Below are 21,312 nucleotides of genomic sequence, written 5' to 3' on the forward strand. Positions count from 1 at the left end.
GGCACAGGGATGTGCCTTACGAAAATTCCCGGACCGCTCGCGGACCCTGCGCAAAGCGCAGGGCGTGCCGCCTGGGGCGTGTTTCTTTGCCTACTTTCTTTGCACGAGCAAAGAAAGTAGGGCCCCCGCGGCGAGCGGCACCATGTGTCCGAGAAGAAAACCCCTGCCGCAAAGCCATCAAAACCAAAAGCCATCGTGGATGTGGTTGCAGCACGGGAAGCCTGAACGCGCTGACTTCGTTAGCCCTCTCCCCAACCCCTCTCCCGCAGGGAGAGGGGGTTTGAGCGACTGCTCCCGCGGCAAGCGGCACCATGCGTCGGCGGCAAAAAGCCCCATCCGGCAAGGCCATCAAAGGCAAAAGCCCATGGCGGATGTGGCAACCGCCAGCGCGGGCAGAAGACATGGACTTCGTTAGCCCTCTCCCCAACCCCTCTCCCACAGGGAGAGGGGCTTTGAGCGTCTGCCTCCCCGGCGAGCGGCACCATGCGTCGGCGGCAAAAAGCCCCATCACGCAAGGCATCAAAGGCAAAAGCCCACGGCGGATGTGGCAACCGCCAGCGCGGGCAGAAGACACGGACTTCGTTGGCCCTCTCCCCAACCCCTCTCCCGCAGGGAGAGGGGCTTGAACGAGGCCCCGCCGACTTTCTGGCGCGCCCGTGGCAGGCCATGCCCCACCCTGCCGCGCGACCTCAGCACCCCGCGCCAGAACCACGGCACCCATTCCGGCACAGGACTTGCCTGAGAAGACGCGAGGAACCGCATCGCGCGGCCCCACCCCTTCCACCCGCGAGGAACCACGCCATGAACCAAGCCCTCTGGGTCGCCAAGACCGGACTGGACGCGCAGCAGACGCGCATGTCCGTGGTCTCCAACAACCTGGCGAACACCAACACCACCGGCTTCAAGCGCGACCGCGCCAGCTTCGAGGACCTGCTGTACCAGCAGGTGCGCCAGCCCGGCGGCTCCACCTCCTCGCAGACCCAGCTGCCGTCCGGCCTGCAACTCGGTACCGGCGTGCGCGTGGTGTCCACCTCCAAGGATTTCCAGCAGGGCAACCCGCAGCAGACCGGCCGCTCGCTCGACGTCATGGTCAACGGCCGCGGCTTCTTCGAAGTGCTGCTGCCCGACGGCTCGCCCGCCTACACGCGCGATGGCTCGTTCCAGATCAATGCGCAGGGCGAACTGGTCACCAACAGCGGCTATCCCGTGCAGCCCGGCATCCAGGTGCCCGAGGGCGCGCAGTCGCTGACCATCGGCAACGATGGCACCGTCAGCGTGACCATGGCCGGCCAGGCGCAGGCGCTGGAGATCGGCTCGCTGACGCTCACCGACTTCGTCAATCCGTCCGGCCTGCAGGCCAAGGGCGAGAACCTCTACCTGGAAACCACCGCCTCCGGCCCGGCACAGAACGGCACGCCGGGCCTCAACGGCCTGGGCAGCGTGGTGCAGGGCTCGCTGGAAGGCTCCAACGTCAACGTGGTGGAAGAGCTGGTCAGCATGATCGAAACCCAGCGCGCCTACGAAATGAACGCCAAGGCGATCTCCACCACCGACTCGATGCTCGGTTACCTCAACAACAACGTCTGACGACGGCCATCGTCACGCCACGGGACATGCCATGAAGCGCTCCACGTCCGCCACCACCCTCGCCTGCGCGCTGATGCTGCTGCCGGGCTGCGCGCGCTACGTCGGCGACGTGCGCCCGTACGCGCCGATGCAGCCCATCCAGCCCATCGTCGCCGCGCAGGCGCCGGCCACCGCCGGTTCCATCTACCGCGCCGGCCCCGGCCTGAACCTCTACGCCGACCGCCGCGCCCGCGACGTGGGCGACCTGCTGACGATCAACCTGGTGGAAAACACCACCGCGCAGACCTCGGCCACCACCTCGGTGGACAAGAGCAGCGAGATCGCGCTGGCCGCGCCCAACATCGCCGGCGCACCGGTCACGCTCAACGGCCGCGACATCCTCAGCGCCTCGGTCAATGGCGAGCGCGGCTTCAACGGCGCCGGCAACAGCGCGCAGAGCAACCGCCTGCAGGGCAGCGTGACGGTCACCGTGATCCAGCGCCTGCCGAACGGCAACCTGGTCGTGCAGGGCCAGAAGAACATGCGCCTGAACCAGGGCGACGAGCTGGTGCAGATCCAGGGCATCGTGCGTCCGGCCGACATCAACCCGGACAACACCATCTCCTCCGGCAAGGTCGCCGACGCACGCATCGCCTACGGCGGTCGCGGCGCCATTGCGCAGTCCAATTCGATGGGCTGGCTGGGCCGCTTCTTCAATTCCCCGATCTTTCCGAACTGAGCGCCGTGATGGACACCAACGACTCCAACCACGCTGCGCCGACGCCGACGAAGAAGCCGCGCCGCATCGACACCTACACCCTGCTCGGCCTGCTGGCGTGGATCGGCCTGGTGCTGATCTGCCTGGCGCCGGCCGCGCGCGCCGAGCGCATCAAGGACCTGGCGCAGGTCGGCGGCGTGCGCAGCAATCCGCTGGTCGGCTACGGCCTGGTGGTGGGCCTGGACGGCAGCGGCGACCGCACCAGCCAGGCGCCCTTCACCGTGCAGAGCCTGAAAAACATGTTGGGCGAACTGGGCGTCAACGTCCCGGCCAACGTCAATCCGCAATTGAAGAACGTGGCCGCCGTGGCGATCCACGCCGACCTGCCCGCCTTCGCCAAGCCCGGCCAGCCGATCGACATCACCGTGTCCTCGATCGGCAACGCCACCTCGCTGCGCGGCGGCAGCCTGCTGATGGCGCCGCTGCGCGGTGCCGACGGCGAGGTCTACGCCATCGCGCAGGGCAACCTGGTGGTCGGCGGCTTCGGCGCGCAGGGCAAGGACGGCTCGCGCGTGTCGGTCAACGTGCCCAGCGTGGGCCGCATTCCCAACGGCGCCACCGTCGAACGCGCGATCCCCAATGCGCTGGACAACGGCGAAGGCACCATCACCCTCAACCTGCACCGCGCCGACTTCACCACCGTCTCGCGCATGGTGGCGGCACTGGAGCAGAACTTCGGTGCCGGCAACGCGTACGCGCTGGATGCGGTGACCGTCGCGGTGCGCGCGCCGGCCGACGTGTCCCGCCGCATCAACTTCCTCGCCCAGGTCGAGAACCTCGAACTGACGCCCGGCAGTGCGCCCGCCAAGGTCATCGTCAATGCGCGCACCGGCACCGTGGTGATCGGCGCGCAGGTGCAGGTGATGGCCGCCGCGGTGACGCACGGCTCGCTGACGGTGACCATCACCGAATCGGCCAACGTCAGCCAGCCGAGCGAATTCTCCCGCGGCGGCCAGACCGTGGTGACGCCGCAGTCCAGCGTGTCGGTCACCCAGGAAGGCAACCGCATGTTCAAGTTCGAAGGCGGCACCTCGCTGGACGAGATCGTCCGCGCGGTCAACGAAGTCGGCGCCGCCCCGGGCGACCTGATCGCGATCCTGGAAGCACTGAAGCAGGCCGGCGCCCTGCGCGCGGAGCTCGAGGTGATCTGATGGACGCCGGGATTCGCGATTCGGGATGCGGGATGGCGGGGGTGGACTTCGCGCACGCCGCCGCGTCCTGCCCCATCTCCGACGTCCCTTCGGCACAGGACTTGCCTTACCCCCTGCGGAACCACGCTTTTCCGAATCCCGAATCCTCCATCCCCCATCCCGGCCCCTGACTGCCATGGCCAGCATGCCCATCGGAACGTTGAATCCCGCTCTGCCCCTGGCCGACGCCAGCGGCATGCCGGACAACGCGCGTATCCACGACGTCGCCCGCAAGCTGGAAGGCCAGTTCGCGCAGATGATGATCAAGTGCATGCGCGAAGCAGGCTTCGGCGACTCGCTGTTCCCGGGCGAGAACCAGGTGTTCCGCGACATGTACGACCAGCAGCTGGCCACCGCCATGTCGCAGGGCCGCGGACTGGGCCTGGCGCCGATGATCGCGCGCCAGCTTGGCGCGACCGATGCCAGCACGCCGGCCGTGCCCGCCAGCACCGCGCTGTCGGCGTACAAGCGCCTGCTGCCGGGCAACGAGGCCGATTCCATGCTCGACGCCATCGCCGGCCGTGGCATCGGCAGCAGTGCGCGCCACGATGCCGGCATGCCGGCCACCATCACGCTCGACACCATCACCGTGCGGCCCGACGTGGCCTGCGACGAGGTGGAACAGGTCGCTTCGGCCGATCCGTCCAGGTACGCACGCAACACGCCGGAACGCTTCGTCGCCGAGATCTGGGACCACGCCAAGCAGGCGGCGAAGGAACTGGGCGTGGATCCGCGCGCCCTGGTCGCGCAGGCCGCGCTGGAAACCGGCTGGGGCAAGCGCCAGATCAGGACCGGCGATGGCGGCAGCGCGCACAACCTGTTCGGCATCAAGGCCACCGGCTGGAAAGGCGAACGCGCCCGCACCGCCACCCACGAGTACACCAACGGCGTGAAGCACACCGAGACGGCGGACTTCCGCGCCTACGCCTCGCCCGCCGAAAGCTTCGCCGACTACGTGCGCCTGTTGAAGACCAACCCGCGCTACCAGCAGGCGCTCGCCGCCGGCAAGGACATCGCCGGCTTCGCGCGCGGCCTGCAACGCGCCGGCTACGCCACCGACCCGACCTACGCCAACAAGATCGCCTCCATCGCCAACGGCCCCACCCTGGGCAAGGTGCTGTCGGCGATCGGCACCACCGTGGCCGGACCGGTCGGCAACGCCGTGGGCAACGCCATCGGCAACGCGCTGCGGCGCTGACCTGGGGAACACGCATGTCCAACCTTCTCGCCACCGGCAGCAGCGCCCTGATCGCCTTCCAGCGCGCCCTGTCCACGGTCGGCCACAACGTCGCCAACATCAACACGCCGGGCTACTCGCGCCAGCGCGTGGAGTTCGAGGCGCGCGACGGCACCTTCTTCGGCTACGGGTACCAGGGCAACGGCGTGCAGATCGTCGATGTGCGCCGGATGGCCGATTCGCTGGCCACCTCGCGCCTGCTCGACAGCGGCGGCGAACTCTCGCGCCTGCAACAGCTGTCCACGCTGTCCACGCGCCTGGACCAGCTGTTCTCCGAGAAGGCCACCGGCATCAGCGCGCCATGGTCCAGCTTCTTCGACTCGGTCAACGCGCTGTCGTCCAACGCGGCCGGCTCGGCCGACCGTGAAAGCGTACTGGCGCAGGCGAATGCGCTGGTCACCCGCTTCCACCAGGTCGACAAGCACCTGGATGGCCTGGATATCGAGGTCAACGCGGGGCTGACCGCCGCCACCGGCGAAGTGAACCGGTTGGCCAAGGAGATCGCCCAGCTCAACGGCCGTATCGGCGGCAACACCAGTCCGTCCGGCGACCTGCTGGACCGTCGCGACCAGCTGATCACCGAACTGGTCGGCTACACCGGCGGCAATGCCGTGGTGCAGGACGGCGGCCTGGTCAACGTCTTCAGCGCCGGCGGCCAGCCGCTGGTGGTGGGCGCCACCGCCAGCACCCTCGTCACCGTGCCCGACCCCTACCGTCCCGAGCGCCTGCAGGTGGCGCTGGAAACCAACGGCCAGCGCACCACGCTGGACAAGCGCGCGCTCGGTGGCCAGATCGGCGGACTGATCGAGTTCCGCACCACCGTGCTGGATCCGGCCTCGGCCGAACTCGGCCGCGTCGCCACCTCGCTGGCGCAGACGTTCAACGCCGGCCATCGCGCCGGCATGGACCAGTACGGGCAGATGGGCGCGGATTTCTTCAGCCTGCCGGCCCCGCGCATTTCCTCGAACGCAGGCAACACCGGCAACGCCGTGCTGCAGACGTCGGTGGGCAATACCGGCGCGCTGAACGCGCAGAACGTGCTGCTGCGCTTCGATGGCGCCGCCTGGGTGGCGACCCATCCGGACACCGGCGCGAGCATTCCCATGACCGGCACCGGCACCGCGGCCGATCCGCTCATCGTCAACGGCATCGAACTGCGGCTGGCAGCGGGTACCACCCCGGGCATCAACGACCGTTTCCTGCTGCAGCCCACCGCGGGCGCGGCCGGCAACCTCGGCGTGGCCATCACCGACCCCGGCCGCATCGCCGCGGCGACGCCGGTCAAGGCCAACACCGACCTGGCCAACACCGGCAGTGGCAAGGCCAGCGGTTTGAAGGTCACCGATGCCGCCGACCCCAACCTGTTGGCGCCGGTCGACATCGATTTCCTCGACGCCACCCAGTACACGATCAACGGCACCGGCCCGTTCCCCTACACGCCGGGCCAGACCGTGGCCTACAACGGCTGGAGCGTGGTGCTGGATGGCGCGCCGGCGGCGGGCGACAGCTTCCGCGTGGGCCCGACCGGCGCGAACTCCAGCGACAACGGCAACGCCAAGCTGCTGTCGAACCTGGACGATGCGCGCGTGCTCAACGGCGGCACACTGACCCTCAACGGCGCCATCGGCGGCCTGACCACGCAGGTCGGTTCGGCCGCGCGCCAGGCGGACTACTCCGCGCAGGCCCAGCAGGTCATCCACGACCAGGCACAGGCCTCGCGCGATGCGATTTCCGGCGTCAACCTGGACGAGGAAGCCGCCGACCTGATGCGCCTGCAGCAGGCCTACCAGGCCGCGTCGCAGATCATCGCCACCGCCGACACCATCTTCCAATCGCTGCTGGCGGCGACACGTCGATGAACTACCGCATCTCCACCAACATGATGTACCAGCAGTCGATCAACACGATGCTGGCCAAGCAGGCGAAGCTGGCGCACACGCAGCAGCAGCTCGCCAGCGGGCAGCGGCTGGTGACGGCCAAGGACGACCCGGTCGCCGCCGGCACCGCCGTGGGCCTGGACCGCGCGGTCGCCGAACTGGAGCGCTTCGGCCAGAACGCCAACGCGGTGCAGAACCGCCTGGGCCTGCAGGAGAACGCACTCACGCGCGTGGGCGATGCGATGGCGCGCATCAACGAACTGGTCATCCAGGCCAACAACGCGGCGATGGGCGACGACAGCCGGCAGGCGATCAGTACCGAGCTGAAGGCGATCCATGCCGGCCTGCTGGACCTGGCCAACAGCACCGACGGCGCCGGCCGCTATCTGTTCGGCGGCACCAGCGACGGCAGCGCGCCGTTCGCCCTCAGCGGCGGCAACGTGATCTACAGCGGCGACCAGACCCAGCGGCAGGTGGAAGTGGCGCCGGACATGTTCGTCTCCGACACCCTGCCCGGCAGCGAGGTCTTCCTGCGCCTGCGCACCGGCGATGGCCGCGTCGATGGCCAGCCCGCCAGCGGCAACACCGGCACCGGCCTGCTGATGGCGTTCGGCGTCACCGACTCCACGGTGTGGAACGGCGGCACCTACACGCTGTCGTTCGGCGCCAACGACAGCTACCAGGTGCTGGATGCGGGCGGCAATCCGGTCGCCGCCGGCACCTACGCCAAGGGCGAGAGCATCGCCTTCGCCGGTGCGCAGATGCGGATCGACGGCCAGCCCGCCAACGGCGACAGCTTCACGCTGGGGCCTGCGGGCAGCCGCGACATCTTCGCCACCGTGCAAGGCCTGATCGACACGCTGGACACCAGCCCCACCACCGACGCGCAGCGTGCCGCCATGCAGAACAGCCTGCAGGGCGCCATGCGCGACATCGGCACCGCGCAGGGCAGGATGATCGACGCACGCGCCAGCGGTGGCGCGCAGCTGTCCGCCATCGAGACCGCCGCGTCGCTGCGCGAAGCCAACAACATCACCCTCAAGGACACCCTGTCCGGCCTGCGCGACCTGGACTGGGCCGAGGCCATCGGCCGCTACCAGATGGAGAACTCCGCCCTGCAGGCCGCGCAGACGGTCTTCATGCAGATGCAGTCGCTCTCGCTGTTCAAGCTGATGGGCTGACGACACCCTTTTTCTTTCCAGCAGTCCTTGCCCTCACGCCGCGATGACCTCGCGGCGATTTTTTTGCTGTTCCTTCTCCCTGCGCGCGGGGAGAAGGTGCCCGGAGGGCGGATGAGGGGCGCTCTTGGCGCCCAAACGTATGCGCCCTGGGTGCAGGCGAATGCTGGCCATTGATCTCAACGCAAACATCCCCTTTCCGTTCGCCCCTCACCCGCCCCCGTATCAAGTACGGGACAAGCTTCGGCACCCTCTACCCACTGCGCAGGGAGAGGGCAAATCCACCTGCCATCAGGATCAGAAGCATGGCACCAACGCTTTTCCTTCTCCCTGCGCAAGCGGGGAGAAGGTGCCCGGAGGGCGGATGAGGGGCGCTCTTGGAGACGAAGCATCCGCGCCCTGGATGCAGGCGAATGCTGGCCATTGATCTCAACGCAAACATCCCCTTTCCGTTCGCCCCTCACCCGCCTTCGGCACCCTCTCCCCGCTACGCAGGGAGAGGGGCTCTCTCCGGCCTCACCCTAAACACCACACTGATCCTCGGCCCCTGCGCTCGCCGGGTCTTCGGAATGCCATGTTCATGGGTGCGCTGCGACACATGGCTCATCGACAGCACGCTGCCGGGCGCGAGATCCACGGCCAGTGTTTCGCGGCGGCCTTCGCGGGCGCGGATCAGCATGCGCCGTGGTGCGCCCAGCGACACCAGGGTGATCGGGTGTCGTGCCGCCACGGTGTGCAGCTTGTCGCCGTGCATGGCGACGCTGTCATCGCCGTCGCGATAGAGGTTCATGCCGATGTGCGAATACGGCGCCGACGCCTTCGCCTGCACGCAGGCCAGCAGCTCCGCCAGCGGCAGGTCGTCCGGCAGCGCGTCCACCGCGTAGTTCGCCAGCAGCCGCGGCACATCCACGATGCGGTCGTACATCGGCCGCTGCAGGTGGGTCCATGCCGCGCGTGCCTGCAAGGTGTCGAACCAGGCATGCGCCGTGGCGGGAGGGATGACGTCCGGCCAGTAGCGGATGCCGCCTTCCGCGTCGTCCACCAGTTGCACCATGGCGGGGGCGAACAGGTCGTCGGTGAGCGTGGGCAGCGCGTGCATCGCCGGCTCAGTGGAAGTCGCGCGAGCTGGTCTGCAGCTCGCCCAGCAGGTGGCTGAAGTCCTCCAGCCGGCGTGCGATCAGGTGTGCGACGCCGTCCACCTGCTCCCAGCGTCCGCGCACGGCCAGCAGCCGCGCCCCCAGCAAGGCCTTGCGATCGCGCAGTGCCACGTGCGACCACACCACCACGTTGACCATGCCGTGCTCGTCCTCCAGGGTGATGAAGATCGTGCCTTTCGCCGTCGCCGGCCGTTGCCGCTGGGTGACGATGCCGGCGGCCAGCGCACCGCGTCCATGCGGCAGTGCGCGTAACTGGCGGGAATCGACCACGCGCTGCCGCCGCAGGCGCTCGCGCAGCAACGACAGCGGATGCGCGCCCAGCGTCAGGCCGGTGGCGCGGTAGTCCGAGGTGACGTCTTCGCCGGCCGCTGGCGCGGGCAAGGCGATGGCGTCCTCATCCGGACTGCCCGGCAGCAGCGGACGCTGCCGTTCGATGCCGGCCACCGCCCAGCGGGCCGCATGACGATGCCCGGCCAACGAGTGCAATGCGCCTGCTTCGGCCAGGGCGTGACGGGCCTTGCCGTCCAGGCCCGCCCGCAAGCACAGGTCGCGCACATCGGTGAACGCGCGTTGCGCGCGCGCAGCCATGATCGCTTCGCCCGCCGCCTGCGACAGCCCGTTCACCTGCCGGAACCCGAGCCGCAGCGCGGCCTGGCCACCGTCATCGACGCCACGCCGCGCGTGCCCGCCCTCCAGCGTGTTGTCCCAGTCGCTGCGGGTCACATCGACCGGAAGGACCTCGATACCCACGCGCCCGCCCTTGCTCCGGCGTGCGTCCTGCACGATTTCGCTCGGCGAATAGAAGCCCATCGGCTGCGCGTTGAGCAATGCGCAGGCGAAGGCGGCCGGTTCGTGCCGTTTCAGCCAGCAGCTGATGTAGACCAGCTTGGCGAACGAGGCCGCATGACTTTGCGGGAAGCCGTAGGAACCGAAGCCCTTGATCTGCTCGAAGATCTGGTCGATGAATTCGGATGAATAGCCCTTCTTCTCCATCAGCTCGCGGATGCGCAGGCGATGCGGCTCCATGTCGCCGCCCCGCTTCCACGCCGCCATCGAACGGCGCAGCCCGTCGGCCTGCGACGGCGTGTAGCCGGCATGGATCACCAGTTCCATCACCTGTTCCTGGAACAGCGGGATGCCCAGCGTTTTCCCGAGGATCTCTTTCACGCCCTCGGAGGGATAGGTCACCGGCTCCTTGCCCTGTCGGCGGCGCAGGTAGGGATGCACCATGCCGCCCTGGATCGGGCCGGGCCGCACGATCGCCACTTCCACCACCAGGTCGTAGTACTTCGCCGGCTTCAGTCGCGGCAGCATGCTCATCTGCGCGCGCGACTCGATCTGGAACACGCCCACGGTGTCGGCGGCCTGGATCATCTCGTAGGTCTTTTCATCGTCGTTGGGCAGCCGGGCGATATCCAGCCTGAATCCGCGATGCCGCTCGACCAGGTCCACCGCCTTGCGGATGCAGGTCAGCATGCCCAGCGCCAGGCAATCGACCTTGAGCAGTTGCATGGTCTCCAGGTCGTCCTTGTCCCACTGGATGATGGTGCGGTCGTCCATCGACGCGTTCTCCACCGGCACCACGGTCGACAGCGGCGCGTCGCCGATCACGAAGCCGCCGACATGCTGCGACAGATGGCGCGGGTGGTCGCGCAACTGCGCGGTGATCGCCAGCACGCGCTGGATCAACGGGTTTGCGGGATCGAAGCCGGCCTCGCGCAGGCGCTGGTCCATCGGCGCCTCGCCATTGCCCCAGCCGTAGCACTCGGACAGCAGCGCGATCTGGTCCGGCGGCAGGCCGAAGGCCTTGGCCACGTCGCGCACGGCGCTCTTGCCGCGGTAGCGGATGACGGTGGCGGCCAGCGCGGCGCGGCGACGTCCGTATTTTTTGTAGACGTACTGCAGCACTTCCTCGCGGCGTTCGTGCTCGAAGTCCACGTCGATGTCGGGCGGCTCGTCGCGTTCCTCGGACAGGAAGCGCGCCATCAACAGGCGGCTTTCGGCCGGATTGACCACGGTGATGCCCAGCGCGAAGCAGACGGCCGAATTCGCCGACGAGCCGCGGCCCTGGCACAGGATGTCCTGCGACCTGGCGAAGCGGACGATGTCCTCCACCGTCAGGAAGAAGGCCTCGTACTTCAGCTTTTCGATCAGTGCCAGCTCACCCTCGATCTGCGCAGCCACCGGCGGCGGCGTGCCTTCCGGCCAGCGTTCGCGCATGCCGCGTTCCGTCAGTTCGCGCAGCCAGGTGGTCGGCGTGTGTCCCTCGGGCACCAGTTCGTCCGGATACCGGTAGCGGATGTCGCGCTTGAGGTCGAACGTGCAGCGCCGCGCCAGCTGCACCGCCGTATCGAGCAGATCGCGGGGGTAGATGTTGCCCAGCGCCCGCCGCGTACGCAGATGGCGTTCGCCGTTGCGGAACAGGTGCGCGCCGCAGTCCGCCAACGGCGTGACGTGGCGGATCGCGGTCATCGTGTCCTGCAGTGCGCGGCGGCGGCGGACGTCCATGTGCACGTCGCCAGTGGCCACCGGCGTCATGCCAAGGCGTGCCGCGGTGCCCAGCAGGCCCGCAAGCCGCACGGCATCGTCCTGCTCGCGGTGTAGTTCCACCGCCAGGTGCGTGCGCTCGCCGAACACCGACTGCAGCCAGCGACCCTCTGCGTCATCCGGGCGCTGTGACGGCAGCCACAGGGGGAACAGGCCGCAGACCAGCGGATCGACATCGGACACGATGCGCGCCACGTCCTGCCGCGTCAGCCGGTAGCCCTTCTTGTCGACCGCGCGCCGCGCCGTGGTGATCAGTTCGCACAGCCGCGTGTAGCCGGCGGCGGTTTCCACCAGCAGCACGCACTTCAGGCCGCAGGCCAGGGTGAACTCGCTGCCGACGATGAGTTTCACCTCCGTCGCGCGCGACGCCTCCCAGCCGCGCACGATGCCGGCCAGCGAGCACTCGTCGGTGATCGCCAGCGCCTCGTAACCAAGATCGCGCGCACGCTCGAACAGTTCCTCCGCGCTGGCGGCACCGCGCAGGAACGAGAAATCCGACAGGCAGTGCAGTTCCGCATAGGCAGGCCATGCGTCCTCGCGCGGCGCGTCGTCATTGGCGGCGCTGGCAAGACGCAGGCGCTGCGCCACGTCCCACGCGCGCGGGGGACGACCGCCGGGCGTATCGCGATCCACACCGTCCACCGCATCGTCCCAGCTCATGCGAACCAGCCGTGCAGCATCCAGCCGCCCTGCTCGCCCGGCGGCGCGAACGCCCACGCGCGCTGGCCCTGCGAGGTTTCCAGCACGTAGTAGTCGCGGCGCGCGTCGTCGCCATCCCACCAGCCGCTTTCCAGGCGCTCCGGCCCGGAGAGGATGCGTGGGTGCGGGTCGCGCAACGGTACCGGCTGCGGCAACAGCCAGGCCGGCCGCGGCGGGCGCACCGGTGCATCGCCGATGCGCGCGCCGTCGCCCTCCACGCGTCGCCATGCACGTTCCGGGCGCGGATCGCCGGAAGGTGCCACACGGTGCACGGCGTCATCGCCCAGGCGCGCACGCAGACGTTCGCGCAGCTGCGGCCACGGCAGTTGCTGCTGCGGGCGGGTATCGAACAGGTCACGTGCCGCCGGCACGAACGGCGGCAGCTCGCGCGCCAGCAGGCGCATGCCGACCACCGGCTGCTCGATCTGCACGCGTTCCAGCCGGTTGCGGGTCAGCTCGAACAGCATCGCCGGCTCGCGTTCCGCCGCCAGCAGACCGACCTCGACATCGGTATGCCCTGCCTCGTGTTCCAGTCGCAGCACGAAGCGCTGCACGCCGCCGTCGCGGATGGACAGGTAGGTGCACAGGTCGCCGATCAGCCGGCGCAGCGGGAACAGCAGCGCGGTATGGGCTTCGACTTCGTAGCCGAGTTCGACCCGCGCATCGAAGTGATCCGGCGGCGCGTAATACGCCAGCGGATCGTCGGCCTGCCCGTACAGCCGGTCCAGGTGCTCCAGCACCGGCAGGCCGAAGCGGCGGCGCAGGCTGTCGCGCGGCAGTTCGCGCAGCGTGCGCAGGTCGCGGATGCCCATGCGGTGCAGGCGCTCGCCGCTGTCGTCCGGCAGGCGCGCGCGCCGCACCGGCACGCGGTCCAGCAGCTCCGACATCGCCGCCGGCTGCATCACCGCCAGGCCGTCGCGCAGCCCGGCGAACACGTGCGCCGCGCGCGGCGTGGGCGCCAGCGCGATGCGGTGCTGGAAACCCAGCAGGCCCAGTTCCTCGCGCAGGCGCGCCTCGATGCGTGGCCACGGTCCCAGCAAACGGAAACTCGCGCGCACCTCCAGCACCAGGCAGCCCGGCCACTGCGCGCTGACCAGCGAGCTGTGCCGGTACGCCCACGCGGCGAGGAAGCGCTGCCAGCGCGCTTCGGCCGGCGGGTCGTGTTCGACCATGGCGAAATCCGGCAGCAGCGCATGCGCAGCCGTCAGACGCATGCCGGCGCGCAGGCCCGCCTGCGCGGCCGAGGCGTTCACCGCCTGCAGGGTGCGCAGTTGTGCGGCGCCGCCCACCAGCGCGAGCGGCGCATCGGGATCAGGCAAACGCCGGAGGACGGCGTCCAGCGCCAGCTGCGGCAGCAGTACACAGGCCCAGAGCATGGCGGGGCCTCAATGCGCGACCAGCGCGAACGACTGCGCGGGCGCCGGTCCGCCGCGGCACTTGCGTACCTGCCACGTGGTCCCGCCCTGCGCATCGCGCGCCGCTTCCAGCCGCAACGCGGCCGCCGACGGATTGGCGGCATGGCGCCGGTCGCGCAGTGCGAAACCCAGGCACTCGCCGCTGTCGGCCGCCACCTGCAGGCGACGCAATGCGGGACCGTCGGCGTGCACCGGCCAGCCGAGCACGGCCGCGCAGGCACCGCTGCGCAGGCATTGCTCGAAGGCCCACAGCGCATCGCGCGGTGAGGCGTCGACGATTTCCAGCATCGCCAGATCCACGCCGGCGGCCTGCCAGGCCGGCGCATACGGGATGTATGGCGGTGCGATCACCGCCACCGTGCTGCCGGCCTGGGTCAGGCGTGCCAGCGTGGGCAGCAGCAGCGCCAGTTCGCCCACGCCGTCGGCGGGCAGCAACAGTTCGGTCAGGGCGCGGCGCGGCCAGCCGCCCTGCGGCAGCAGCGCATCGAGCGCGGCGTGCCCGCTGGGTTCGCCATCGGCGGCGATGGTCGCACTGCGTCCGGCATGCCACAGCGTGCGCGCGGCCAGCAGCGTGTCGAGGGCGACGACGGCGCCCATCTCAACCGCGCCGCACCAGGCCGCAGTAGACGCCTTCGATGGCGAAGTCCTGCCCGGGCTGCACGTCGATGGGCGCGTGCGCCGGATTGCGCGGCAACAGACGGATGCGCCGCCGCTCGCGCTGCAGCCGCTTGATGGTCAGTTCGCCGTCGATGCGCGCCACCACGGTCTGCCCGTCGCGCGCGTCCGGCGTGCGGTGCACGCCGACCAGATCGCCGTCGACGATGCCGTCGTCGATCATCGAATCGCCCTGCACCTTCAGCAGGTAATCGGGTTGCGGCGAGAACAGCCGGCGGTCCAGCCACAGCTGTTCGTCCAGGCCGATGTCGGCACCGATCGGCTGGCCGGCTGCGACCCGCCCCAATACCGGCAACGGCAGCAGGTCGGCCATGCCCCCGGGCAGGCGCAGGCCGCGTTTCTGCCCCGGCGCCTGTTCCAGCAGGCCGTCGGCGACCAGCGCCTGCACGTGCTTCTGCGCCGCATTGCGCGAGGCGAAGCCGAAGGCGGCCGCGATGTCCGCCAGGCTGGGCGCCCGCCCGGCCGCCAGCTCCCGGCGCAGGAAGGCCAGGACGGCGGCACGCTGGGGAGGAAGGTCGACGGGGCTCATAGGTGTACATTTGTACACCTGTTGGTCGCACAAGGCGAGACTGGCGAAGCCACCGGCTATCGGTTAATGACGTAGCCTGGGTAGAGCCGAGGGCGAAACCCGGGGAATGGCGCGTCCGAACAATCCGCATCCCCGGGTGCGGCCTGCGGCCGTAGCCGGGCTACGCGGATCTCAGGCGGCCTCTTCGGCCCGCTCGACCATGGTTTCGGCCATCTGCCGCCAGCTGGGCAGTTGGTCCAGCACGCCCAGCGACTTCAGGTAGCCCTCGTCCACCGGCTCGTTGCTGGCCAGTGCGCCGGCCACGTGCACCGCGCCGGGCACCCAGAAGCTGCGCAGGCTGGAACGCTGCGGTTGGCGGTGGAAGGCGACCGCTTCGACGATCGGCATCGGCAGGCCCCACAGGCCCAGCAGGTAGGCGCCGGCCTCGGTATGGCCGGGGCGGTCGTCGCCCTCGCTGGCCGGGGTGTCGCGCTCATCGCGCACGCCCGGCAGCAGCAGGCCGATGTCGGCCAGCAGCGCGGCGGTGGCGCCGAGTTCGGAACTGGTGCGCGGCAGGATCTTCGCCGCCAGCCGCGAGGCCAGCAGCGCACGCTGCTGCAGCGCGCCGCGATCGATGCTGGAGGCGGTCTTCATCGAGAACACCTCGCTGGCCAGCACCAGGTCGCGCAGCGTGCCCAGGCCCAGGCGCGTCACCGCGGCGCGCAGGTCGGTGATCGAACGGCCATTGGAGAAGTACGCCGAATTGCACAGCTGCAGTACCTTGGCGGCGATGGCGGGATCGCCGGCCACCAGCGTGGCGATGTCGTTGGCCGTGCCTTCGTCTTCTTCCAGCGCGCGGGTCAGCGCGAAGTACAGGTGCGGCGGCGACGGCAGGTGCTCGACCCGGCCGATCGCGCGGCGCAGGCGCGGGCTGTCCAGCAGGTCGCGCAGTTCTTCCAGGCTGTGGATCGACTCCAGCACCGTTTCCGACGACAGCGGCAGCGGCAGGAAGCGGTGCGCCACGCCGATCAGCTTGATCGGCGCGGACAGGCTGTCGGCACTGCCTTCCAGCAGCGCGATGCGGATGGTCTCCGCGCGCAGGGTGCGGATCTGCCCCAGCAGCGTGGCCGGCGGCAGGTCGGGCAACGCCGGCCCCACCATCACCACGTCGACCGGACCGTTGGCCACCGCGAACATCGCCGACTTCCCGTCGGCCACCGTTTCGACGGTCCACTCGTCCCCCATGTCGCCGATGTAATCGGCCAGGTCTTCAGGCAGGCAAGCGGTGTCGCCAACGTACAGAATGCGCAAGGCACGTCCCCTTCAAGTGTCGCAAGTTCGATGCATGCCTTCCGCGGGCGGAGGCACGGCTCATGTGGAATCTAGCAAGGGTGTCGGCCGCGGCCGCGCATTCTTGAATCGCGATGCAGGGAATGCGCAACGCTTCACACTCCGCTGTCGGTGGATTACCGACAGCCTGCGTACCGGTGCCGTCCCTGGCGTCGCACGGGTCGCATCACGCCTCCACTGGCGCCGACAGGTGCAGCAGCAGGTGCGCCAGCGTCACCACGTCCTGGAAGTTGTGCATCAACACGCGCCGCAGCAGGCCGGCGTCGCCGCCGCGCAGGTACTGCAGCCATGCACCGGGCGCTTCCGACCCGGGCAGGTCGTCCTCGCGCACGATGCCCAGCGCGTGGCGCTCGATGGTGGCCAGCCGGCAGTTCTCCCACACGCCGCGGTAACGACGTCGCGTGGGGAACAGCAGGTCGAGGTGTTCGATGCCGGCCAGCGGCATGCCCTGCCGCGCCAGCCGGTAGCGCGCGGCCAGCAGCGGCGCGTCGTAGCAGCGGCCGTTGTAGCTGACCAGCCGCGTGTCTTCCGCCAGCCAGCCAGCGAAGGCGCGCAGCATCGCCGGCTCGGCGGAGAGATGGGTGATGAGCAACTGGCGCACGCGTAAGCCGCCCGGCACGAAGTCCGAGGCGCCGACCATGAACGCACGCGTGCCGGTGCCGCCGGACAGGCCGGTGGTTTCGGTATCGAAGAACAGCAGGTTGTCCGTGCGGAACGCCTCCATGCGTGCGAACGCGCCGTCGACCTGCGGCGTCACCGCGTCGAAGGGCAAGGTCTGTTCCAGCAGCAGCAAGCCCGGTGCGATCTCGTCGCCGGGCAGCGTGCGATCGCGTGCACGCGCGGTCGCGGGCGGCGCGCTGCGCTCGCGGATGCCCAGCATGCGACGCAATGCAGGCAACGGATCGTGTGCGGGCGGCAAAGGAGCCGACGACGCCGCGGCGCCACCGTGCCCTGCCTGCCTGCGCAGCCGTTGCAGCTTCTCCAGGCTGACGCTCATGCGGCGTCCAGCAGCTGCAGCACACGCGCAGCCAGTGCACGCGGCGTGGTCTCGGCGTCCTCGTCGTTCGCCAGCACCGGGCCCACGCAGGCCGGGCAACCGCCCTTGCAGTCGCATCCCGACACCAGTTGCACCGCACGCTGCACCAGCTCGCGCTGGCGTCGCCACAACGGCTCGCTCAGGCCGATGCCGCCGGGGTAGTTGTCGTACAGGTACGCGGTGGGGATGAAGCGCTCGCCCGACACCGGCGACAGCACCTGGCTGTCCGTGCCGCGCAGCTGGCCACGGCCCTGCGTGTCCGGCAGCGCGAACCAAGCGCCGTCGCCGTCGCCCACCGCCTTCTGCAGGTCGCGGCCTTCGGCCATCACCGCGACCGTGGCGGCGATATGCAGCGCATACGCCGCGCCGAGGAACCCGTCCAGCGCGTCTTGCCGCGATTCGAACGCGGACTCCAGCAATGCCGGCGGCAACTGCCACCACAGGCTGGTGGTGTGCATCTCCTGGTCGGGCAGGTTCACCGGGCCGTAGCCGATGTTCTCGTGCGTGTAGTAGCGGATCTTCTTGTAGCCGGCCACCCGTCGCACCACATGGACTTCGCCGTGGTGGCAGGTGCCCTGCCCGGCGATACAGCCATCGAAACGCTCCAGCACCTTCAGCTTGGTGTAGTCGATCGCGTCGGTGTAGTAGTCCACGTGGGTGCGGGTGACGTAGGCCTTGCGGCCTTCCCAGTCCAGCCGCTCCACCTGGTACGGGGTGGACTGGATCATGTGGATGGCGCCCTCGTACAGCGTCAGCGGCGCAGCGCTGAAATCGACTTCGGCGATGATCACCTGGCGCCCATCGGTGCGGTCGACGACGACGAAGTTGCCGTCCGCCACCGAGCGCAGGCTGACCGCGTTGGCGGGATAGCTGTCGGCGATCCACTCGTAGCGGTCGCCTTCGCGATGCACCACGCTGTCCTCGTCCAGCAGTTGCAGGAACGGCGACGGATCGACCGGGCCGAACGGCTCGCCGGCCAGGAACGGCAGCTCGAACGCGGCGCAGCGCACGTGGTCGAGCAGGATCATCGGCTGGTCGGGCGCGATGCGCGCGTGTTCCGGCGGACTGTCGGCGAAGAACTCCGGATGCCTCACCACGTACTGGTCCAGCGGCTGCGAACTGGCCACCAGGATGCCGAGCGAGGCCTGTTGCCGGCGCCCGGCGCGGCCGAAGCGCTGCCAGGTCGCCGCGATGGAACCGGGATACCCGTTCAGCACCACCGCATCCAGGCTGCCGATGTCCACGCCCAGTTCCAGCGCGGAGGTGGAGACGATGCCGTCCACGCGCCCGTCGCGCATCGCGCGCTCCGCTTCGCGCCGCTCGGTCGGCAGGTAGCCGCCGCGGTAGGCGCGGATGCGCGCCGGCAGCCGCGGATCGCTGTCGAAGACGTCCTTCAGGTACTTGGTCAGCACCTCGACCATGGTGCGCGACTGCGCGAACACCAGGGTCTTCAAGCCCGCCTTGATCGCCAGCCGCGCGATGCGGTTGCTCTGCGAGCGCGCCGACGCGCGCAGGCCCAGGTCGGGATTGACCACCGGCGGATTCCACAGCAATACGTGCTTCTCGCCGGTCGGCGCGCCGGACTCGGTGATCGCATGCACCGGCCGTTCCAGCAGCGCTTCCGCATGCGCCTGCGGATTGCCGATGGTGGCCGAGCAGACGATGAACTGCGGGGTGGCGCCGTAGAACGCGCACACGCGCCTGAGCCGGCGCAGCACGTTGGCCACATGGCTGCCGAACACGCCGCGGTAGGTGTGCACCTCGTCGATCACCACGTAGCGCAGGTTCTCGAAGAACTGCGCCCACTTGGTGTGGTGCGGCAGGATGGCCTGATGCAGCATGTCCGGATTGCTGACCACGATGTCGCCATGCAGGCGGATCGCCTGCCGCGCATCGCCGGGGGTGTCGCCGTCGAAGGTGAAGGCCTTCAGGCCCAAGTCGCCGGCCCTGCTGAGGTCGAGCAGTTCCGCCACCTGGTCCTGCGCCAGCGCCTTGGTCGGGAACAGGTACAGCGCCTTGCCGCGCCGCGCCAGCGCCGAGGCCACCACCGGCAGCGTGTAGCACAGCGACTTGCCGGAGGCGGTCGGCGTGACCACCGCGAGGTGATCGCCGGCCTGCGCGTGTCGCCATGCCTCGCCCTGGTGCGAATACAGCCGCTCGATGCCGCGCTGGCGCAACGCCGCGGCCAGCGCCTGCGGCAGGTCTTCCGGCAGCGGCTCGTACCGCCCTTCCCGTGCGGGAATGACGAACTGCCCGGTCACCCGGTCGCGGTACTTGCCGGCAAGGCGTTCGGCCAGCGCGCTGCCGTCCGCGGTGGTCACGGGCAGCAGGGCGGCGTCATCGGCATGGCGGCGGATCAGGGCGGTCTGGGCGGGCATGGGGACGTCTCGGCAGCGGACCGCCATCTGACGCGGGGCGCGTCTCACCTGCTGAGACTGACGGCCGGCTGATCGCGCCCGTCGCCCCGCGGCGCGGTGATCGGATAACGAAGGACTTTCTCACCCGGCGATAACGCGTCCCGCGTTACCACGTGCCTGTCACATGGAGACCCCACATGGATCGACAGCTCTATCGCGAACAGCTCGACACGCTGCGGCAGGTTCCCCTGCGCACGGCCGCCGCGGACAGCGATGCGTTCGCCGCCTTCACCGCCCACGATTACGGCCGCCGCCGTCGCCTGCACCCGGACGTGGCCTGGGAAGACGCTTGCAGCGCCTACGCGTTCGCCGCCGCGTCGCATGTGCAGCACGCCGGCCGGCTGGACCTGGATACCGAACTCGCCCTGGAAGACGACTGGGAACGCCTGCGCGGCGACGCAGGCCCGGCGTGGCCGGTGACCCGCACGCTGCTGCGCGAAGCCTGGCGCTGGCTCGACGAGCACGGCCCCCTGCCCGCGCGCATGCATTGACGCCGCGGCGCCACAGGCAGGCACGACGAACGGTTGGCCGCTGCGCGGACATCGCCCCGTCTACCTCAAGGCAGGGGCGACAACAACGACAAGCACCGGCACGGCAAGGGGCCACGCATCTTCGTCGGCGAAGATCGGCGGCACGTTGCCAGAGGGGTCCCGCGCGTTCCGCCACGGTCGCGGCAACGGCAACAGGCGGCTGTCATCTGCTGGCAGGCCGCGTGTCATCCCGCGGGTCCACCCTGGGCCAGGTCTTGCGCCATGGAGGGAACCCATGCCGTGCCCGCCCGATCCGTTCGCCCACGCCTGGCAAGACGACGCCATGCCGTGCGCGGTCATCGACATCCATTCGGAACTGCGCTTCTGGGCGGAGACCTACGCCCGCCAGCCCTTCCATCGCTCCGGCACGCCGTTCCGCCATTACGTGCCCACGCTGAAGTTCGCCTACGACACCTACCTGCTCTCGCGGCGACGCTCGCTGCAGGAACTGCTGCCCACGCTGCCGTCGCGCTACGAGGCCGCGGCGCTGAATGGCGTGCGGCTCGACTGGCCCGTCGCCTCGAACGTCATCGCCCGCGTGTGGGAGCGGCTCAACGCGCCGCTGGAAGACGATCCGCCGTTGTTCGCGCCTGCCGTGATGGACGAACGCGTGCTGCTGGAGCGCACGATGCAGCATCGTTGAGCGGCAATCTTCACGCGTTGCTGGCAAAGGTGAACCGAAAAACCCCTGCACGGTTAAACGCGGGTTAAAACGGCCTTTATTTCACTTAAGCCTCACTGCGCCAACCAAAAAATCACCCCTTCACCACCACATCGACACAGGGGATTCACCATGGCCAGCCTGCACACGCGCAACATCGACGCCACCGCGCAGATCGTCGACATCGACGCCGAACTCGCCTACTGGAAGACCCGTCTGAATGAAGACACGTTCCAGGTGGTCGGGGCCACGGTGGGCGATCTGGAGCGGTGCCTGAAGATCGGTTACGACGCCTACCTGCTGCACCACCGGCAGGAGTTCGACGAGATCGCGCCGTCGCTGCGCGACCGTCTGCAGCGGCACTGCCCGGACACGCCGATCGGCTGGTACCGCGCGCAGCCCATCATGCGCGCGGTGTGGCAGCGGCTGAAGCCGGCCACCACGGTCGGCCACGTCTGATCGATCGGCGGCGCGCCGGCGTCCCCCGGGAC

General features: G+C 69.4%; 16 protein-coding genes and 1 pseudogene. 9 read left to right on the forward strand and 8 right to left on the reverse strand.

The genetic code is table 11. From position 1 onward, the window contains the following. The first annotated feature begins 801 nt into the window (after window positions 1-801). The 6 genes from flgG (at window position 802) to flgL (ending at window position 7,829) form a co-directional block, all read left to right on the forward strand. Window positions 802-1,587, forward strand: a complete 786-nt coding sequence (flgG, locus tag MMG85_RS08290) for a flagellar basal-body rod protein FlgG (RefSeq protein ID WP_055944376.1) — start codon at window positions 802-804, stop codon at window positions 1,585-1,587. A 31-nt stretch (window positions 1,588-1,618) separates the two neighbouring features. Then, window positions 1,619-2,305: a flagellar basal body L-ring protein FlgH gene (gene flgH / locus MMG85_RS08295; protein ID WP_241045608.1), complete on the forward strand. Its 687-nt coding sequence runs from the start codon at window positions 1,619-1,621 to the stop codon at window positions 2,303-2,305. A gap of 8 nt (window positions 2,306-2,313) precedes the next feature. Next, window positions 2,314-3,495, forward strand: a complete 1,182-nt coding sequence (locus MMG85_RS08300) for a flagellar basal body P-ring protein FlgI (RefSeq protein WP_277399794.1) — start codon at window positions 2,314-2,316, stop codon at window positions 3,493-3,495. A 235-nt stretch (window positions 3,496-3,730) separates the two neighbouring features. Further along, a complete protein-coding gene (gene flgJ / locus MMG85_RS08305) occupies window positions 3,731-4,732 on the forward strand; it encodes a flagellar assembly peptidoglycan hydrolase FlgJ (protein ID WP_345778844.1) in 1,002 nt (333 codons plus the stop codon). Between the two features lie 14 nt (window positions 4,733-4,746). Beyond that, complete coding sequence (gene flgK / locus MMG85_RS08310) at window positions 4,747-6,630, forward strand: flagellar hook-associated protein FlgK (RefSeq protein WP_241045609.1); 1,884 nt, start codon at window positions 4,747-4,749, stop codon at window positions 6,628-6,630. Then, window positions 6,627-7,829 (forward strand): flagellar hook-associated protein FlgL, encoded by a 1,203-nt coding sequence (gene flgL / locus MMG85_RS08315; protein WP_055944367.1) that lies wholly within the window; start codon window positions 6,627-6,629, stop codon window positions 7,827-7,829. Before flgK ends, flgL begins: the two co-directional genes overlap by 4 nt. 484 nt (window positions 7,830-8,313) lie before the next feature. On the opposite strand, the gene MMG85_RS08320 is transcribed toward flgL, so the two are convergent. The 8 genes and pseudogenes from MMG85_RS08320 to MMG85_RS08355 all read right to left on the reverse strand — a co-directional run bounded on the left by MMG85_RS08320 (window position 8,314) and on the right by MMG85_RS08355 (window position 19,591). Continuing rightward, on the reverse strand, window positions 8,314-8,925 hold the full coding sequence (locus tag MMG85_RS08320; protein WP_241045610.1) for an alpha-ketoglutarate-dependent dioxygenase AlkB: 612 nt from the start codon (window positions 8,923-8,925) through the stop codon (window positions 8,314-8,316). Window positions 8,926-8,932: 7 nt separating this feature from the next. Continuing rightward, window positions 8,933-12,190, reverse strand: coding sequence for an error-prone DNA polymerase (locus MMG85_RS08325; protein WP_241045611.1), 3,258 nt, complete (start codon window positions 12,188-12,190; stop codon window positions 8,933-8,935). Further along, window positions 12,187-13,605, reverse strand: a complete 1,419-nt coding sequence (locus tag MMG85_RS08330; RefSeq protein ID WP_241045612.1) for a DNA polymerase Y family protein — start codon at window positions 13,603-13,605, stop codon at window positions 12,187-12,189. Before MMG85_RS08330 ends, MMG85_RS08325 begins: the two co-directional genes overlap by 4 nt. A 9-nt stretch (window positions 13,606-13,614) precedes the next feature. Next, window positions 13,615-14,241, reverse strand: coding sequence for a translesion DNA synthesis-associated protein ImuA (gene imuA / locus MMG85_RS08335; RefSeq protein ID WP_241045613.1), 627 nt, complete (start codon window positions 14,239-14,241; stop codon window positions 13,615-13,617). Window position 14,242: 1 nt separating this feature from the next. Further along, on the reverse strand, window positions 14,243-14,848 hold the full coding sequence (gene lexA, locus MMG85_RS08340) for a transcriptional repressor LexA (protein ID WP_241045614.1): 606 nt from the start codon (window positions 14,846-14,848) through the stop codon (window positions 14,243-14,245). 171 nt (window positions 14,849-15,019) lie between these two features. After that, entirely contained in the window at window positions 15,020-16,138 is a 1,119-nt protein-coding gene (locus MMG85_RS08345; RefSeq protein WP_055944350.1) for an HDOD domain-containing protein, read from the reverse strand. Window positions 16,139-16,343: 205 nt separating this feature from the next. Next, window positions 16,344-17,066 (reverse strand): annotated as a pseudogene (locus MMG85_RS08350) (ribonuclease H-like domain-containing protein); the annotation flags it as partial. Between the two features lie 104 nt (window positions 17,067-17,170). After that, window positions 17,171-19,591, reverse strand: a complete 2,421-nt coding sequence (locus MMG85_RS08355) for a DEAD/DEAH box helicase (RefSeq protein WP_241045615.1) — start codon at window positions 19,589-19,591, stop codon at window positions 17,171-17,173. A gap of 176 nt (window positions 19,592-19,767) precedes the next feature. Between MMG85_RS08355 and MMG85_RS08360 the strand changes: the two genes are divergently transcribed. The 3 genes from MMG85_RS08360 (at window position 19,768) to MMG85_RS08370 (ending at window position 21,280) form a co-directional block, all read left to right on the forward strand. Then, the gene (locus tag MMG85_RS08360) at window positions 19,768-20,121 is read left to right on the forward strand and encodes a hypothetical protein (RefSeq protein ID WP_055944345.1); all 354 of its coding nucleotides are present in this window, start codon (window positions 19,768-19,770) and stop codon (window positions 20,119-20,121) included. 274 nt (window positions 20,122-20,395) lie between these two features. After that, a complete protein-coding gene (locus MMG85_RS08365; protein WP_241045616.1) occupies window positions 20,396-20,803 on the forward strand; it encodes a hypothetical protein in 408 nt (135 codons plus the stop codon). Between the two features lie 150 nt (window positions 20,804-20,953). Continuing rightward, the gene (locus MMG85_RS08370; RefSeq protein WP_241045617.1) at window positions 20,954-21,280 is read left to right on the forward strand and encodes a hypothetical protein; all 327 of its coding nucleotides are present in this window, start codon (window positions 20,954-20,956) and stop codon (window positions 21,278-21,280) included. The last annotated feature ends 32 nt before the right edge of the window (window positions 21,281-21,312 follow it).

It is taken from the genome of Pseudoxanthomonas sp. LH2527, from assembly GCF_022539275.1.
GTDB lineage: Bacteria > Pseudomonadota > Gammaproteobacteria > Xanthomonadales > Xanthomonadaceae > Pseudoxanthomonas_A.